Consider the following 16,222-nt stretch of genomic DNA (forward strand, 5'->3'; position numbering starts at 1 on the left):
TTGAATTAATGGTGAGTAATTTACAGCATGGATGCTGTTAAAAAGCGTAATTTGGCCACGGATGGCCTATCTACGCTGGTTACGTACATATCATTAATTTAAATTGAGGAATTAGTTTGATCCTCGGGGCGCCGTGGGGTTCCAAGGGGCGGTCGGCGGTATCCGCCCCTTGGTTGTCGTCGCCAACGCGACATTTAAGACGTGTATTACTTTAGAAACATAGATATGATTAAAATATAGGAAAAATTAATTTAAGGGAGTAAAGAGTGAACTTATCAGAAGCTGCAACGGAGATGCTAAACGACTTTAAAAAAATACGGGAGTATTACTACCAATCACAAAGTTCTTATTAAGTAATTTATTTTTACTTAGTTTACTGGTCGTTGTTCCATTACAAATAGCGTTTTGGATATTTCAATTGGGTTACCTCTCAACATTCGGAATAACGTACGAAACAATTCAAAGAAATGCTATTCAAGCTCAACAGCTCTGGGTTGATATGTTTACTGTTCTTTCTTCTGCTTTGATCTGGTTGATGGGGCTGACTCTTTCATTATGTATTTTTGCTGTTATTCATCCCCTTATAATTAATTATTTTACTCTTAGAAGACTAATAAAACGCCTTAAAATAAATAATAAACGTTTAAGTAACTTATCGAATATCACTATAAAAAAGAGGTTCGGGCAAATTTATATTAAACGAGTCGAAAAACGGGGAGGATTATTTTTTGGTTTTGCTAGGATGTCTTATGTCCTCACTGTAATAATTATAATCGTTTTATTATCATTTTCTCTAGGCTCATTACATGTGTATGAGAGTGCTACAGATATAGCGAAAAAAAGATTGCCGCATTTAAACAAAAAGGAATTTGTGATGATGGTAGTGGGCAATTAGGTTGTTATTCCTTAAAAACTAAGACAGAAGTACACAAAGGTTTTTTAATCGCGACATCTAATGAGTCTGTTTACTTGTTAAGTCTTTCGATGGAACTAAAGGTTGTGCCTAAAGCTAATATTCTAGTTTTAAGTAGGAATAATGTGCGAATTAATAATTAAAGGGATTACATTTACCCGTCATGTTGCCCGAAAAGACTCAATTGATGAGTAATTAATTGCATGGATGCAATTAAAGCCGTGACTTCGCCATGGATGGCGAATACACGGCGGTTACGTTCATATCAATTTAGACTTTGAGGAAAGTGCAAAATGCTCGGGGCGCCGTGGGGTTCCAAGGGGCGGTCGGCGGTATCCGCCCCTTGGTTGCCGTCGCCAACGCGACTTCTACTCAAATTTGCAATTAAAAATTAAAACTGGATACAAACACCCGTTCAGACATGATTTAACAATTCGCTTAAACTATCTGTTTCTATTTTAGATTCAATCCTCTATATTCAGCCTAGGCGCTCAAAGGAACACAGCACTCAATTTAGGGATAAATAATGATTAAATGGATTTTATTAATACTACTTTGCCTATTTACTTCTCTCCCGCAAGCATACGAGCAATACTCGCAAGAACATTGCGATAGTATTGTAAAAGAACGTGAAACAATACGTTCACGGTTGCGTCAAGGCTATAAGGTAAAAGAAGGTGAGCGGTTAAAAGCACGGTTCAAATCTTTATTTGAAGAACTTGCAAAGCATTGTGATAAACCCAAACAAACCAATCGAACACATCAACGCTCTTCGGCTTACAGCTCAAGTAATAATGCATTACTGCACTCGCGGGTGCCTAATATGAAATTGCATAGTGACAGCTATAGCGATCCTGAAAAGCTGGCTGCGTGGTCTGAATTTTATACTTTACCAAAGCGTTGCCGTTCAAAAGGAATGCAATCATCCGATTTCGTGTGGTGCAGTGAATACCGTGGTGAACAAAAGCGCTTATTTGAAGCCCAGTGGAATAAGCGACGATAAAGATGTTGAGCACAAAATGGCGCGTGCTATTTGTATTTATTGTGCTGTTAATTGCAGCGGCATTTATTGCTAACCACCTAACTGGGCGGGTATTCAACTACCATGATCCTATTGGCAGTGTACGAGCTATTTACGAAGATATAAAAGCCGAAATCGAAATAGTTGAAGAAGCAGAGCAAACCCTAATTAAACCCTCTATAGGCTCGTTTACTACTAAAACAGTAATACAAAACCATTTACCACAAGCCGATACAACGCGTTGTACAGATGTTTCATTAGGTGAAGTAAAATATAAGCGTAATGGCAATATTTACACTTGGACTGATAGCCATGGTGTGCCCCATTTTAGTGATACTAAGCCAGATTTTGCGGTTGAAACACTTGATACTGACTTTGTTGAGCCGCTCGATTACTTTGAATTAACGCTACAGGCCGCTAATTTACCGCCGTCGTTTACAGAAAAATTACGGATAAAACTAAATACTGTATTTAAAGTGTATGGCCAAATTATAGGGGCAGATGCATTAAAAAAGGTAAGGTTAAACCTGACCGTATTCGCAACGCGGAGTCGTTACGAACAAGCGATTAAACAGCGCGGAGCAGATCCAATTAATACAGATGGTATATATTTTCATGCTACTAACTCTGCGTTTATATATTATCGAAGCGAGCAAAACGCAATGCGCACAGCAATACACGAAGCGGTGCATGCTATAAACAAAGCAATACTAGGCACAACACCTCGTTGGCTTAATGAAGGGCTGGCTGAATATTTTGAATATACCAACAACAGCATGCAATTAGTCAGCATTGAACCTAACCTAAGTTGGATAAGTAACAAACACATAGCGCAAAGTGTTTTTACTATTAATTGGTTGATAGGTTTAGATAACAAATGGCAAACAGCGGATGATACTAAGCTTTATGCGAGCAGTTGGGCGGCGATATATTTTTTAATGGGCTCGAGCAAAGGCAAGCAGTTTTTAAAAAGCGTTATGTTAGCCGAGCAAAAATCACCTTGTAGTAAACTCACAGCTGAAACACTGGAAAGTATGTTGTATCAGCACTTTCCGCAGCTGTCTAAAGACTATAAAACATGGTTAAACAAACCATTTATAAAGCACCGTTTTTAAAAAGATATTAAAAGCGGCGCTTTTCGCGTCAGCAAGCTTAACGCCTACGGTAAAATTTAAAGGACGCTGTTAAGATAATCCCCCGTAATCACACCCGAAATTGAATTAATGATGAGTAATAGCAGCATGGCGGAATTTTGTTCCCGACAAATTCCAAGTACCTAAATCTTTTTAGGCAATGCGCGTTAAGCGATGCTTACACACGGACGTGTTTCACCGCGTTTACGTTCATATCATTAATTTGAATTAAGGAAATAGTGTGATCCTCGCAGCGCGAGGAAGTGGAAGCATGGATGCTGACAGGAACCCAGCTTCACGGGTGAATTATTTGCAGCAGAGTTGATTTAAAGACAAATCACACTTTGGTTGCCGTCGCCAACGCGACGAAACTAAAAATTTTCAATCAAAAGCCAAAGCGCGAAGTAAACACCCGTCTACAAGCTACTTCGAAAAATAAGTAACAATGCAGAGACAAAGCATCATTCCTGTGACTGAAATCAAGTGGACTGCGCCTAACACTTTGTCAATTGGACGAGAGTACTTTGCTACAAAACGCCCATCAAACATCGGAGTTGGTATGCGGGAGCGTTCAAAAAACATCGCAAATATATAAAATGACACACTAGCGCCAATACCTTTATCCCAATTTGGGGGAAGTACTCCATCCTTTTCCATATTTTTATTAATATGTTTGACTGAAATTCTCGAAAATAAAACACCAGATGCAAAGGTGCCTATCATAAATACGAACAGAGAATATCCAGCAAAATGCGCTACGGGCATTTAAAAGACCCCTTCAAGTATAGGTTTTCTGTCGTATATGTTTTCAGACGTTTTTTTCATAAATTTATTCATTTTTATACTTGCTGTAAAACCGACATATAACCCTACACCTATCGCAATAACCCATCCATAAGGAGTTAACATAAGCAAAGAGCTGAGTGCTGTGGTAGTAATCGAACCGACATAAATACCAGATGCGGTAGATGCACCAAAACTGGCTAGCTCAGTTGATAAACTTCTTTGCCAGTCGCCACCATTTTTGTAATCGTTGTAAACCGAGTTTGCTCTAAAGGCGCCATCGAGTAAAATCATACCATTACCAAGCCAACGGCCCGTATTTTCAATATATTTAATTTTTTTAAATTCTGCGGTGCTGCTTATATCTAATTTAGTGGAGTGTCTGGCACTTTTAGCTATGTGAACGCCACGATTTGGGTTAGACCAGATCGTCCCTCTACGACTTGCACGGTTAGTATTCATAAAACGTTGTAGTTCAGCTTGATATTTAAGCTGAAGCTCTTTAAATAGTTCAAGAGCTTTTTGCTCTAAAGCGATCATATGATATTTGGGCATGCCTGACTTATGTGCGGCTCGTATATCTTTTAAAGATGCTTCATATTTACCCGCTAAAGTAACAAATTTTGAACTGCGGGCTTCTATTGATGTAGCACCAGAGCCGATAAGGCCATGAGTGTTGTTTGCTAAAAACGGTATAACTTGAGCTTGAAAGTCAGAAATAGCAAGTAGTGTCTCGCTGCCAAAATCTCGCAGCATTCCAGCTATGTTTCTTCTTGATTGTGCTGGTAAAAACGCAAATTGATTGACTATATTTTTTTGTTCTGTTGTGGGAGCGCTTAAAGAGTCAGTGTATTCTTTGCGCCAAATATAAGGTGTGCCTGAGGTGATTACTTTACTTTTTATGTGATTGTTATCTTGTGAGAAAGCATTGTTTTTATAAGTTTTACATTTTACTACTTCTGCAGTAACTGCATCCAAGCAGATTCTAATTTCTAGAGCCATGTTCAGTATCCTTACTTTAGTCCAGTATCATAAATGCTAACGCCTTTTAGTTTAACCGTCAATGCCAAGCATGCAGGCAATAACAGAAGGCGTTGTAAGAAATATATTATTATGAGGCAGGACTGGAGGGGTTAAATAATGGCACTTTTTTGGTTGCCGTCGCCAACGCGACATGTATAAATATAGGCGACGAGCGACGAGCGACGAGCGACGAGTGACGGCTTTCGAGCTATTTAAAGCGGCGCTTTTCGCGTCAGCAAGCTTAACGCCTATGGTGGTAAAGATGCTAGGTTTAAGGGAAGTAACTAGGCGCTAGGTTTTGTTTTGCCTGTCGCTCGCGGCTCGTTACCCGAAGCTCGTCGTTTGAGCCCGTTATCGATTTTTTACCTAAAGGTCAGTGTGCTATTACTCTTTTAAGGTCGTATGTTTGCATTGTTTAGATGTCGTATGTTTGCTATATTTTATCTAAGCAACGAGAGTAATTAATATGACAATAGCAAGTAAAGTAACCACAAGAATAAATCGCTCTAAGCGTTATGTTTTTGAGCGCGCTGATTTTGCTGATATTGCAGGTTACGACCAAGTTGGCCGTGTTTTAAAAAAGCTGGTAGATAGTGGCCAGTTGTTACGCATTGGCTATGGGCTTTATACTAAAGCGCGAGAAAATCGCATTACTGGTAAGTTAATGCCAGCATCACCTGCGGGTGCAGATGGTGTCATTTTAGAAGCTATTGAAAAACTGGGCGTTGAGTACCAGTTTGATGAATTTTCACAACGCAGTCTTGAGGGTGAAAGTTTACAAGTACCCGCTTCATTTAAAATAATGACCAATAGCCGGTTTAAGCGTAAAATTGTTGTAAATAATAGCGCTATCAATGCGAGTTGATAGCGATTTATTTTTAGATGTAGCGGATGCTCTTGGTATGGGTAACCCTGCCATTGTTGAAAAAGATTACTATGTAGTTGCACTACTTAAGCTACTTTGTGAGTTATCTTTTGAGACGCATTTTTTAGTTTTTTCAGGCGGTACAGCATTAACAAAGTCAGGCATTAAAACTCACAGGATGTCTGAAGATGTTGATATAAAAATCATTCCTAAAGATTTAACTGCTAACACGTCTAAAACTAAAAGAAGAAAGGCTAGAAAAGCGCTCCACTTACAGTTAATTGCTGCAATTAATTCAGATAATTATTTTTCTGTAGAAAATACGCCAACTGTTTTTGATGAATATCGATATCAACAAATTGATATTCGCTATCCTCAAGCCCATTCAAAAGCCCCATGCTTACGACCGTTTATTAAATTAGAGCTTATAGAAACATTACTTTTTGATAATGTACAAAGCTGCAATATATCTTCTTTAGTGAACGAGGTAACTCAACAGGCATCAGAAGTGCCGCTGATGGATTTTTCTAGCATTAAGAGTACACAAGCTGAAAAGTTAGTGTCTATGCTTAGACGCACAGCGAGCTTTGCACGTGATAATAAAAGAGACGATGATCCTGCGCTAATTCGCCATATTTATGATACGTATTATATTCAACACGCTGGATTGGCGAATGTTCAAGATGTAGTGCCTTTAGTGCAAAAAGTCATTGCGGAAGATATTACCCGTTACGGTAATCAGCATTTAGAATTAATGGCAGAACCGATTATTGAACTTAAGTTTGCTTTAAACGTGTTACAAACTAATTCACTCTATGAAACGCGCTTTAATGAATATGTTGTTCCAATGATTTACGGTAGTCATAAATTGGTGTGGCAAGAAGCATTTGGTGTATTTAAATCATTTTGCAAAGATGTTTTAAATGATGTCGAGCTTTAACCGTCAAATTTGAAAAGTGCTGTATTTTCATAATCACTACACACTAAAGCTCGGAGCGCCGAGGTGACGAATGACCAGCAAAAATATCAGGAATACTTTTGAACAGCTTTGCTGAAAGGCGTCGAGAACCGAGCTGCGGGGATCGGGCTTCGAGTATTAAAAGCTGCGCTTTTTGCACCAGCAAGCTACACTTTACAGCATAAATAATCCCTTAACCTAACTTAACAATATCACCCTGTAAGCATGGCGTTTGTTCAATTACGCCCTGTATTAAAGTAATTAACTGACTTGCCGTTTTACTTGGCTGGCGTGTGTTATGCCATAGGGCATAAATAGGCCGGTTTGCAAAAGCTGGCTGCAATTCAATATAGTCAAAAGCCTGTTTGTCAGTAATATAACTAATTTCACTCATAGGTAATAAACCAACTCCATTTCCTTCCTCAACCATTTTTCTGGCTATTGTTATATCAAAGCAATAACTTATATCGCTGTAGAGCTCTGTTAGTTTGTTAAGCATGCCTGTTGGTAGCTGCGCTTGAGTATAAGGTAAAATTAGGCGAGTTTGCGGCGCATCTTTTTTGCTAACCAACTTAACTGCAATAGCGCCTAAGCGTTTTTGATAATAACTTGAGTCTTGTTGTTGACCAATGCGAATAGCGAGGTCAAAGCGTTGTTGGCTCAACTGACTATTGGCATTACTTGGCGATATGTGAAAATTGAGCGAAGGATTATCTTTTATAAATGTATTTAGCGCAGGCATAAGTAGATCTGCAATGATGTTCTGTGGGCATAATAAATAAAAAGTATTGCTGTTATTGCTAGCACAATTAAGGGCGGTTATTTGATTATTTAGTGCTAACACTGAATCTGCAAGCGATGTATAGAGCTGCTCTCCTTTTGCTGTTAGCACGATTCCTCGTGCTGTACGTTGCAATAATGGCTCTGTTAATTTGGTTTCAAGTGCTTGAATACGTCGCGATAGCGTCGATAAATTTAAGCCTAAGTCTTTTGCCGTTTGGCTCATACTTTTACGCCTAGCTACCTCTATAAATAAATGAATGTCATCAAGCATTTCTGTTTCTCAATCTTAGTTTGCATTTTTGTGACTATGGAAGCTTCAAGCTTTTGAATATAGTAACGCCAAGGAGGAAATATGAAAATTCATTTTATATTTACATTGGCATTTTCGTTCATGATGTCGTTTTTACTATCTGCATGGGTGACCTACGTAAATTTAGGTTTAAGCGATACATTTGTGCAAAGCTGGCTAACTGCATTTATTAATGCCTGGCCTGCGGCTTTTTTAGTGGCCTTTACCGTAGCACCGCCAATTCGTGCTGTGGTTATTAAATTAATTAATAAGGATTAAAGATGATTAATATAGTGGCAAAAATAACCCCTCAAGCTTCATTATTTGATGACTGTAAAGGGCGTTTACAGCAAATTTTAAAGCCTACACAGGCTGAGGTTGGCTGTATTCGATTTGAGTTATACAGCAATAGTGAAAAAACATGCTTGTTTTTAGTCGAACAATTTACGTCGCAAGCCGCTTTGGATGCGCATTATTCACAGCCTTATGTAAAAGAGGTGTTTGCATTTTATGAAACGGCGTTAGCAAAACCGGTAGAAGTAAATAAATTAGTCGCGATTGAGCAAGTTTAATTTATCGTGTGTACTTCATTAGAGTTGAGAGAATGTTTGATCCTCGGGGCGGTCGGCACTGGCCAATTCGACATTTATAAATAAAGGCGATGAGCGCTGAGTTGCGGGGATCGGGTTTCGAGTTATTAAAAGCTGCGCTTTTCACGTCAGTAAGCTTAACCCTACGGTAAACTTGAATGCCTCTGCTAAACAACTTCCTCGTGATCACACCCGAAATTGAATTAATGGTGAGTAATTAACTGCATAAAGGCTTTTAATTTTTATATTGATTTTTAGTCTTGAGATATATAAATTGAACCTGAATTAGGGAATTACAAAAAAAGGATTTTATTATGTTAAAAGTACATGTTTGGTTACCTCATGGTAGTATGGTCGGGCATGCTTCAATTTCATTTGGTACAACTTATATTAGCTTTTGGCCTGCTGATGGCGCGGGTAAAAAAGATTTAAAGATAAAGCGACGCCAACCAGGCCATTTTATGCAGGCTTTGGAGCTTGATATTGAAAGCGAAGGTAATCGACGACCACTAACTATCACTATCGCAGATGCTAACACTGATGCCTTGGAAGATTATGTTGTTTCTTTGATGGAAAACATACCACAATATCAACTTGCTAAATTTAACTGTTCAAATGTTGTAGCAGATTGTTTAAGGGTAGCTTGTAATAAAGAACCTAGTTTTAAGCCGAATGCTGGTGCGTATGGAAAATTAGCAAGAGCATTGGGAACAGGTATCTGGACACCTCATGAGGTATTACGTTACGCTAAAGAGCTTGCAGAAACGGAAAATGCATAAACATGAAAGTTATTTATGAGCCAGATTTTAATTATCAGTTAGGGTTATTAAAATACTTGCACCCATTTGATGGTGAAAAATTTGCTAAGGTTATTTCAGAGCTTGACGGCTCAGATATTGAAATAATCCATCCAAGTGAACCTGTTCCAACTAAAGTAATTAATGAGTACCTCAATGAGTTAATGAGAAAGTTGGTTTTGAGTAAAACACTTGTTTTACGTGCACTTGAAGTACCCAGTATTCCTTTTGTTAGCTTTGGTTTTATAGATAAAAAAATTTTAAGACCTATGCGCTTGGCTGTTTCAGGTACTTTATTGGGTGCTGAAAATGCCTTGGAGTCTGGTGAGATTATGTGGAACTTATCAGGCGGCTTTCACCATGCTAGTTATGCAAATATGGAAGGTTTTTGTGTTTATAACGATATTGGCATTAGTTATCAACAACTGCGAAAGAGTGGCCACTTAAGTGAAACTGATAAAGTTTTAATTATCGACGTTGATGCCCATCATGGAAATGGCAATGCTTTCTCGTTTAAAGACAACGAAAATGTACATTTACTAGATGTATATAATGAGGGTATTTACCCGACCTCACAATATACTCGTAACAGAATAAACTTCCCGGTTCCGTTAAAAAGTGGTGTAGAAGGCTGCGAATATTTAGAAAAGTTAACCCAAGCGCTTGAGTTAATAACGGGTAATTATGCTTTGGCTTTTGTTGTAGCTGGGACTGATGTATTGGCTGTTGATAAATTAGGTGGCTTTAAACTTACTATTGAAGATGTTGCCAAGCGTGAAAAAACTATACTTGCATATTTGAAAGGTCTTGAGATACCTACAGTAGTTACTGGTGGAGGCGGTTACTCAAAACAAAGCGCTTCGGCCATAGCTGCTGCAATTAAGGCTTGTTCAACACTATAAATTCATCACTTACTCTTTAAATAAAATCAAAGCCGGATATGCACTCCAGCTTGCTATTAAAAGCTACGCTTTTCACGTCAGCAAGCTTAACGCCTACGTTGATAAAGGTCGCGGGCTTCGAGCAGCGAGTTTTTTCTAAAACCTACTCTTTCAGCGCAGCGTCTCTTAATCTCTATGGTGCATAAATCACTTAAAAACTATTTGACCACAGAGAAGCGAATGAGGGGTAATGAGAAAGCTTCGGGCTTCGAGTGACGAGCAGCGAGCTTTTGCTAAAACCTAGAACCTAAAACCTACTCTTTTAGCGTAGCGCCTCTTAATCTCTGTGGTGTATGTAATGAGAAGATATAAAAACAGGGGTTAGGTTTTATACCATCACCCGAAATCCGTAGCCCGAAACCCGCGTTCCAAACATAAAACGCGCGGCATAAAGCCCCGCCTACAGGTCAGTCGGCAAGGGCATTATTTGTGGGCTGATAAGCGCCATTATCTAACGCATCAAAGTAGGCTTGGTAGCGACCGTTTTGCTTAAATTTAAGTAATTGCTGATTAAAAATTTCAAGCCGCTGTTTACTGTATTTGTTATTTTTAGGGAACATCATAAAGCTTTGGTTTATGAGTAAAGCTTTGGGATGATGGTTAATTGAGCTAAATAAGTTAGGTAACTTACTGGCCAAGATATAATAGCCGACGCTTTTTTCCTCAGCAAAGGCGTCAATTCTGCCCATAGCTAAGCGTTTAAAGTTTTGCTCTGTGGTACTTACTCGCGAGATATCAAATAAACCAGCTTGTAGTGCTTTATCAAATTCTTCGCCGTAGCTGTAAGCAAGGCCACCACCGAGTAATAAGCCTTTTAAATCGTTTAGATTTTGCCAATCAAAAAGGCGTTGTTTGTGATAAAAAAATACAAAACGCTCGTTTAATACGGGCTCACTGTAAAAATAATCCTCAGTACGTTGTTGTTCAAACATCCATACGGCGGTGGCTGCATATTTATCATTAATAGTATCGTGGTAAGCACGCGGCCAAGGTAAAAAGGTAAAGTTAACTTTAATATTGGCTTGTGCAAATAAGTCGGTGATCAAATGGGCAATCACACCTTGGTGGGGCAATGATTCACTCATAAAAGGGGGCCATTCGCCGGTACTTATATTTAAAGTAGTGGTGTGTGTGGATTGCTCGTCTTTAGGTTGAATTGCTTGAATTGCGTTACTGTAATCACTCACCAAAGCCATCAGAAAAAAAGATGCGGTAAAAATAAGGTATCTTAATTTAGCTGATAACATCACGTGCATATGTATAGTTTACTCCTTCTAAGCCATTAGGTTGAGAGTGGTGTTGTTTAAAAAGTAGGCTATTGTAGTGAGTGAAACTGAATGCACGCTTAAGTTAGATTTAAAGCCACCTTTGAATACGTTCAGCGTACTCTATTATTCTTTTGTTTGCATGTTTTTTGCACGTTCTTCAGCTTCAATTAGTGCTTGTGATTTAGGGGCGCGTTGTTTTTCTTCTATTTTCGGTTTTTGCGGAGAATTTGGATCCCAACTTTCATCAAGCGATAAGTTAGCAAATGGGTTGCTGCTTTGTGGCGGGATATCAGGCTTAGTGGGTTCAACTGGCGATACTTTTACTTGCTCAGGTTTTATCGCACTTTTTTTAGTGGGCAAGGGCGCATTGGGGTCGAAGGTGCGTATTTCAGGCTCTTTAAAGTCGTGCTCGATAGATGGCGTTAACGGTGAGCGCGGTTGTTTAGGCGAATGTAAGTCTGCCTTTGGCTGTTGAGGCGAAATGGGCTCAGCTGCAATAGGTGCTTCTTTTTTAGTCGCTGGTACAGGCTCGCTAGGCTGATTAACCGGCTTGCGCTGTTTTTTGATTTGTTTGGCTTCAGGGTCAAAGTCTCTTACTTGTGGCTCTGCATGCTCGGTGGCATTTTTTATCCGTTCTAAAGTGGCTTTAGCGGCGGCTTCAAACTCTGCGGTATTCGGTACTTGCTTTACTTTAACGGTGCTTACTTCGCTTGCGTTTAACTCGACACTTTCGGTTGTTGTTTGTAGCTCGTTTTTGCTGGTATCAAGAGTCTTAGATTCATCAATAGCGGTACTAGTTTGCTTGTCATCGCACTTAGTAGGAGTAGCAGCTAGTGGCATACTGGTATCAGCAGACGTGTTGTTTTGCTTAACATGGCGCAGGCGTATTAATACAACAACCCCAATTATTACTATTAAGAGTAACGCTACACTGGGTAACACTAGCGACAACATGTTTGATTTTTTAGGGGTGATGGGGCAACACTTTTAACTTGCTCTGTTGCTTTTACGGTAACCGGCATGGCAGTTTGTAAAGGTTCTACCGTGGTCTTTGTGACAGCTGAAGTTGTGTTGCTTTGGGGTGTTGCATCAATGCTAAATTGATCATTTTTTAGAACATCATTTTGTTCTGCTGTTGTTTTATTGGTTTGCGGCTCATTAGGCTCGGTAGTTGCTGCTGGTTCAGTTGTGTTCTGAGTGCGCTCTGTACTTTGATTGGGCGCTGTTACTAGTTGCTGTATAAGCGGTGACTTAGCTTGCTCCTGGCCAATGGGGGTTACAACTGATGAAACAGGCTCAGTTACTTGCTGTTTAGTAATTTTAGGTTTGGGTTGTTCAATAATAGGTTGTGGTTTTGTCTTTGCCGTTGATTGAGTACGTGTAGCTGGGTTGCTGCAGTTTTTTTTGTAGTCGCGAGCGGCGTTACGGTACTTACGGCTAGTTTTGTCATTGCTGTATTGCTGCATTTCTTGTTTTATAAGAATGCACATCGCTTCGTTGTAAGCGCCACTGCTAGCACTATAAAACAAAGCAAAACAAAAAAATAAGCAACTCAGTAACGGTTTCATAAAACTCAAAAGCGGTTAAGCATCAATGCCCTAATTTTAAGCGCAAAGTAAAAAATTATCTAGGGCTTAGCAATTTCACGATCTGAGCGTGGCTTAGTCAATTACCATTAAGCTGCGGTACTCGTCGTAAGCAAATTGGTCGGTCATGCCGCTTATGTAATCTTGGATGAGTCTACATCTGTAATAAAACTCATAAGCCGCAAAGTGGTCGGGCTCTTCTTGCATGGCATTTATGGCGTGCTGATAGCTACTTAAATGTTTTTTAGAGAGCTTTTTAACTAATCGTGACTCTATTAATAAACGGTTGTCGCCGTGTAATGCGCGTTTAAAATCGTCGCTAGTTAATTGTAGTAATGGCTTATAGCATTCTAGTAGGCCGTTAATAATACGATAGCCTTGTAGTTCAAGCTTTTCGACCTCTTTATGAGAAAACACATGTTCAAGCGCCACTTGCTTAAGGGCTTGGGTTGCAGCATGTAAGTAACTGCGATCTTCTAATAATGCATGATTAAAATCACCATGATAAATTGGCTCTATATTTTCAATAAAGCGTTTTGCGGCATGATTCACTAATGGATGCAGTAACGATACGCGTAAATAAATAAAAAATTCACTATTAAAATTAAAGGGCTGTGCTTGCGCGCGTTCAATAGCGTAATTAATTGCATCATCTACAAAGCTTTGGTGCTGGGTATCGTTTAAGGCTAAGTTGATCAGCGCTTTGTTATACTGCTTTTTTAATTGCTCGCACAAATGCTGAGTGCTTATTATGTCTTTTTCTACCGCGTCTTCTATGTCAGCCAAGCAATAAGAAATATCGTCTGCGGCTTCCATTATATAACTGGCGGGATGGCGACAATGCGGCTCCATTTTTAGCTCTGTTTGTAGTGCTTCTATAAAGCTTTTTTCGCTGTAGTAGTAGCCCACTTTTTTCATAATGTAGTTTTTATTTTGTGGAATATCTTGCTTTGCTAAACTGGCAGGGCGGGTATACTTTAAAATTGCTGCACTTTGGCTGTAGGTTAAATTTAGGCTGAGCAATGAGTGAATAATACGTATGCCTTGGGCGTTGCCTTCAAAGCTGCAAATATCTTGTGCTAAATGTTTAAAAATAATGCCTATACTGCTATTGGCTGTTTGGCAACGCTCAGGCGTAATACTTGCCAAGTTAGCATTAAACCAATTATTAATGGCGGCCTCGCCAAAGTGACCAAACGGCGGGTTACCAATATCGTGCATTAGGCAGGCCATTTCTACTAGGGTTTCTAGAGGGCGTTCTAAGCCGGATAAACCATATTCTTTTTGCTGTTGGTAATTTAGATTGGCAAAAACACGCTGCACGATAAATCGACCAACTTGTTGTACTTCTAATGAGTGAGTAAGACGTGAGCGCACTGCTGCGTTACGCTCAAGCGGAAATACTTGGGTTTTTTGTTGCAGGCGACGAATGGCTGCGCTGTTGATAATGCGGCCACGATCGCTCTCAAGCGCCATTTGTAAATTGGCTGTAGTGCGCTGCATGCGCGCAGGGGTGATTTTGCTACTGAAGTCGATCATGGCAATCCTTTTTATTTTTCACGTTAAGCTCTTATTTAATGCAGAGTTATGTTTTTTAGTGAGCCATCTTTAATCTATCAGCATGTATCATAAAGTAACAACTTGCTTTAATATTATTTTTTAAAATTAGCATACATCTATAGGTGTTTAAAATGAAATTATGGATCACAAAGGCAGTCTGTTTTTGCCTTTTGTTAGGGATGAATAATGCGTTTGCAGCCAAAGAGCAAACGGTTGTTATGATCTCAATTGATGGCTTGCGTTGGGATTATATTGAAAAGCACGGTGCACCAAATTTAAAAGCAATGGCTGAACAAGGAGTTAGGGCGCAAAAGATGCAGCCAGTTTACCCTACTAAAACGTTTCCTAACCATATTTCAGTGATCACCGGTTTACTGCCCGTTAACCACGGTATTGTTGATAATAAGTTCTGCGACAAAGCGCGCAATAATGAATGCTACAGCATGGGTAAAGGCCAAAAAGACAGTACTTGGGTACGTGGTACTCCCTTATGGAATTTAGTAAAAATGCATGGGCTTAAATCGGCAGTTTATTTTTGGCCTGAGTCGGATGCGCGCTTTAATGGCATGACGCCTGATTACTATTTTCATTATTCTAAACAAGGTGACTACCAAGACAGAATTGACCAAATTGTACAATGGTTAAGTTTACCTAAGGCGCAGCGTCCACGTTTTGTAGCCAGTTACTTTTCGCTGGTTGATAGTATTGGGCATGAGTTTGGCCCAGATGCAGTACAAACACGCGACGCCGTTCATAAGTTAGATGCCTTAATGGGGCAATTACGTACTCGCTTGAGCAAATTATCTCAGGATATAAACTTAGTCATTGTTTCTGATCATGGCATGGCAAAGGTTGATCCTGAGCAAAGCATTATTGTTAGCAGTTTACCTAAAGATGATAATTTTATTATTGTGAATACCGGACCTCGTTTACTTATTTATACTAAAAGCGATGCTAAAAATGCGGATATTGATGCATATAAAGCACGTTTACAAAAAGCGGCTAAGGGGCGTTATAGTGTCTTAAGTAGCGAACAACTTGCAGGCTACCATTATAATAGCGGTAGTAGAGTGGGTGATATTGTGGTGCAAACTAATGCGCCTGCGGTATTTAGTAACGGTACTAAAGCGCCTTATTTAGGTACACATGGCTATGCTTATAGTGATGATATGGCTGCCTCCTTTATAGCAGCAGGTCCTGCGTTTAAAAAAGGTGTAAGTATTGAGCTGGTGAATAATTTAGATGTTTATCCTGTGCTTGCCAAAGTAATGGGGTTAACGCTAATGAGTGAAGTAGATAGCGATGGCAAAACTTTACTTCCTGCAATAAAAGCAGGTAATGATTAATCATCAAAAAAGAGCGCCGAGGCGCTCCGCAAGGGAAACTTAATTGGTGTAAATGGGTAATAATTTACCCATTTATTTAGGGTCTGTTGATCTTTGCAGATTAATATTTGTTCAAACTAGGGGCGGTTTAATCGCGGCGCGAGGTTTGTAACCTAGTGGGCTAAGTAAAAACCGAGCAACAAAGAGTAAATCGCCCTTAGGCAGAACCCTTTGGGCAGCGCCTGTTTGGCATTGATGCTGCGTTATCGCCTATTTATGGGGAATAACCACACCACATAGGCTCTGCCTTGCCTAAATACCAAACAGACTGCTGCAAATTTAACCTTGAAAGATCAACAGACCCTAATGCTAAATCTTAGAATAAGC

Annotated in this window: 17 protein-coding genes; 10 read left to right on the forward strand and 7 right to left on the reverse strand. The window is 39.5% G+C overall.

What is annotated here, in order from left to right; genetic code table 11:
- The first annotated feature begins 418 nt into the window (after positions 1 to 418).
- The 3 genes from AB8618_RS17945 (at position 419) to AB8618_RS17955 (ending at position 3,049) form a co-directional block, all read left to right on the forward strand.
- The gene (locus AB8618_RS17945) at positions 419 to 895 is read left to right on the forward strand and encodes a hypothetical protein (protein WP_409426086.1); all 477 of its coding nucleotides are present in this window, start codon (positions 419 to 421) and stop codon (positions 893 to 895) included.
- 544 nt (positions 896 to 1,439) lie between these two features.
- Positions 1,440 to 1,916 carry a hypothetical protein gene (locus AB8618_RS17950; protein WP_409426087.1) on the forward strand — a complete coding sequence of 159 codons (477 nt, stop codon included), beginning with the start codon at positions 1,440 to 1,442 and terminating at the stop codon, positions 1,914 to 1,916.
- A 2-nt stretch (positions 1,917 to 1,918) separates the two neighbouring features.
- On the forward strand, positions 1,919 to 3,049 hold the full coding sequence (locus AB8618_RS17955) for a DUF1570 domain-containing protein (protein WP_409426088.1): 1,131 nt from the start codon (positions 1,919 to 1,921) through the stop codon (positions 3,047 to 3,049).
- Positions 3,050 to 3,490: 441 nt separating this feature from the next.
- Here AB8618_RS17955 and AB8618_RS17960 read toward each other — a convergent pair whose 3' ends face one another.
- Together AB8618_RS17960 and AB8618_RS17965 are read right to left on the reverse strand one after the other, a co-directional pair.
- A complete protein-coding gene (locus tag AB8618_RS17960; protein WP_413403457.1) occupies positions 3,491 to 3,832 on the reverse strand; it encodes a hypothetical protein in 342 nt (113 codons plus the stop codon).
- Positions 3,833 to 4,852, reverse strand: a complete 1,020-nt coding sequence (locus AB8618_RS17965; protein ID WP_413403459.1) for a hypothetical protein — start codon at positions 4,850 to 4,852, stop codon at positions 3,833 to 3,835.
- 487 nt (positions 4,853 to 5,339) lie between these two features.
- Between AB8618_RS17965 and AB8618_RS17970 the strand changes: the two genes are divergently transcribed.
- Together AB8618_RS17970 and AB8618_RS17975 are read left to right on the forward strand one after the other, a co-directional pair.
- Positions 5,340 to 5,738 carry a DUF6088 family protein gene (locus tag AB8618_RS17970; RefSeq protein ID WP_409426091.1) on the forward strand — a complete coding sequence of 133 codons (399 nt, stop codon included), beginning with the start codon at positions 5,340 to 5,342 and terminating at the stop codon, positions 5,736 to 5,738.
- Positions 5,728 to 6,678, forward strand: a complete 951-nt coding sequence (locus AB8618_RS17975; RefSeq protein ID WP_409426092.1) for a nucleotidyl transferase AbiEii/AbiGii toxin family protein — start codon at positions 5,728 to 5,730, stop codon at positions 6,676 to 6,678. Before AB8618_RS17970 ends, AB8618_RS17975 begins: the two co-directional genes overlap by 11 nt.
- A gap of 211 nt (positions 6,679 to 6,889) precedes the next feature.
- On the opposite strand, the gene AB8618_RS17980 is transcribed toward AB8618_RS17975, so the two are convergent.
- The gene (locus AB8618_RS17980; RefSeq protein ID WP_413403462.1) at positions 6,890 to 7,702 is read right to left on the reverse strand and encodes a LysR family transcriptional regulator; all 813 of its coding nucleotides are present in this window, start codon (positions 7,700 to 7,702) and stop codon (positions 6,890 to 6,892) included.
- Positions 7,703 to 7,831: 129 nt separating this feature from the next.
- Here AB8618_RS17980 and AB8618_RS17985 point away from each other — a divergent pair, with 129 nt between their 5' ends.
- From AB8618_RS17985 to AB8618_RS18000, 4 genes are all read left to right on the forward strand, one after another.
- Complete coding sequence (locus tag AB8618_RS17985) at positions 7,832 to 8,047, forward strand: DUF2798 domain-containing protein (RefSeq protein WP_138595457.1); 216 nt, start codon at positions 7,832 to 7,834, stop codon at positions 8,045 to 8,047.
- A gap of 2 nt (positions 8,048 to 8,049) precedes the next feature.
- A complete protein-coding gene (locus AB8618_RS17990) occupies positions 8,050 to 8,340 on the forward strand; it encodes a putative quinol monooxygenase (protein ID WP_409426094.1) in 291 nt (96 codons plus the stop codon).
- Between the two features lie 332 nt (positions 8,341 to 8,672).
- Complete coding sequence (locus AB8618_RS17995) at positions 8,673 to 9,137, forward strand: hypothetical protein (RefSeq protein ID WP_409426095.1); 465 nt, start codon at positions 8,673 to 8,675, stop codon at positions 9,135 to 9,137.
- Positions 9,138 to 9,139: 2 nt separating this feature from the next.
- Complete coding sequence (locus tag AB8618_RS18000; RefSeq protein WP_413403464.1) at positions 9,140 to 10,057, forward strand: histone deacetylase; 918 nt, start codon at positions 9,140 to 9,142, stop codon at positions 10,055 to 10,057.
- A gap of 446 nt (positions 10,058 to 10,503) precedes the next feature.
- Here the strand turns inward: AB8618_RS18000 and AB8618_RS18005 are convergent, their stop codons facing one another.
- The 4 genes from AB8618_RS18005 to dgt form a co-directional block, all read right to left on the reverse strand.
- The gene (locus tag AB8618_RS18005; protein ID WP_409426097.1) at positions 10,504 to 11,352 is read right to left on the reverse strand and encodes a substrate-binding periplasmic protein; all 849 of its coding nucleotides are present in this window, start codon (positions 11,350 to 11,352) and stop codon (positions 10,504 to 10,506) included.
- A gap of 135 nt (positions 11,353 to 11,487) precedes the next feature.
- Complete coding sequence (locus tag AB8618_RS18010; protein WP_418157366.1) at positions 11,488 to 12,306, reverse strand: hypothetical protein; 819 nt, start codon at positions 12,304 to 12,306, stop codon at positions 11,488 to 11,490.
- Entirely contained in the window at positions 12,306 to 12,932 is a 627-nt protein-coding gene (locus AB8618_RS18015) for a hypothetical protein (RefSeq protein WP_418157367.1), read from the reverse strand. The genes AB8618_RS18010 and AB8618_RS18015 overlap by 1 nt, the downstream gene beginning before the upstream one ends.
- Positions 12,933 to 13,025: 93 nt before the next feature.
- Positions 13,026 to 14,489 carry a dGTPase gene (gene dgt / locus AB8618_RS18020; protein WP_413403468.1) on the reverse strand — a complete coding sequence of 488 codons (1,464 nt, stop codon included), beginning with the start codon at positions 14,487 to 14,489 and terminating at the stop codon, positions 13,026 to 13,028.
- 152 nt (positions 14,490 to 14,641) lie between these two features.
- Between dgt and AB8618_RS18025 the strand changes: the two genes are divergently transcribed.
- Positions 14,642 to 15,856: an alkaline phosphatase family protein gene (locus tag AB8618_RS18025; RefSeq protein WP_413403469.1), complete on the forward strand. Its 1,215-nt coding sequence runs from the start codon at positions 14,642 to 14,644 to the stop codon at positions 15,854 to 15,856.
- The last annotated feature ends 366 nt before the right edge of the window (positions 15,857 to 16,222 follow it).

The organism is Pseudoalteromonas sp. RW-H-Ap-1, from assembly GCF_048318575.1.
Taxonomy (GTDB): domain Bacteria; phylum Pseudomonadota; class Gammaproteobacteria; order Enterobacterales; family Alteromonadaceae; genus Pseudoalteromonas.

Coding starts and splice junctions, on each gene's coding strand:
- AB8618_RS17960 (WP_413403457.1), bottom strand. CDS start 3,832: ATGCCCGTAGCGCATTTTGCTGGATATTCTCTGTTCGTATTTATGATA.
- AB8618_RS18025 (WP_413403469.1), top strand. CDS start 14,642: ATGAAATTATGGATCACAAAGGCAGTCTGTTTTTGCCTTTTGTTAGGG.
- AB8618_RS17970 (WP_409426091.1), top strand. CDS start 5,340: ATGACAATAGCAAGTAAAGTAACCACAAGAATAAATCGCTCTAAGCGT.
- AB8618_RS17980 (WP_413403462.1), bottom strand. CDS start 7,702: ATGAGCCAAACGGCAAAAGACTTAGGCTTAAATTTATCGACGCTATCG.
- AB8618_RS17965 (WP_413403459.1), bottom strand. CDS start 4,852: ATGGCTCTAGAAATTAGAATCTGCTTGGATGCAGTTACTGCAGAAGTA.
- AB8618_RS18000 (WP_413403464.1), top strand. CDS start 9,140: ATGAAAGTTATTTATGAGCCAGATTTTAATTATCAGTTAGGGTTATTA.
- AB8618_RS18005 (WP_409426097.1), bottom strand. CDS start 11,352: ATGCACGTGATGTTATCAGCTAAATTAAGATACCTTATTTTTACCGCA.
- dgt (WP_413403468.1), bottom strand. CDS start 14,489: ATGATCGACTTCAGTAGCAAAATCACCCCTGCGCGCATGCAGCGCACT.
- AB8618_RS17985 (WP_138595457.1), top strand. CDS start 7,832: ATGAAAATTCATTTTATATTTACATTGGCATTTTCGTTCATGATGTCG.
- AB8618_RS17955 (WP_409426088.1), top strand. CDS start 1,919: ATGTTGAGCACAAAATGGCGCGTGCTATTTGTATTTATTGTGCTGTTA.
- AB8618_RS17950 (WP_409426087.1), top strand. CDS start 1,440: ATGATTAAATGGATTTTATTAATACTACTTTGCCTATTTACTTCTCTC.
- AB8618_RS17975 (WP_409426092.1), top strand. CDS start 5,728: ATGCGAGTTGATAGCGATTTATTTTTAGATGTAGCGGATGCTCTTGGT.
- AB8618_RS17990 (WP_409426094.1), top strand. CDS start 8,050: ATGATTAATATAGTGGCAAAAATAACCCCTCAAGCTTCATTATTTGAT.
- AB8618_RS17995 (WP_409426095.1), top strand. CDS start 8,673: ATGTTAAAAGTACATGTTTGGTTACCTCATGGTAGTATGGTCGGGCAT.
- AB8618_RS18015 (WP_418157367.1), bottom strand. CDS start 12,932: ATGAAACCGTTACTGAGTTGCTTATTTTTTTGTTTTGCTTTGTTTTAT.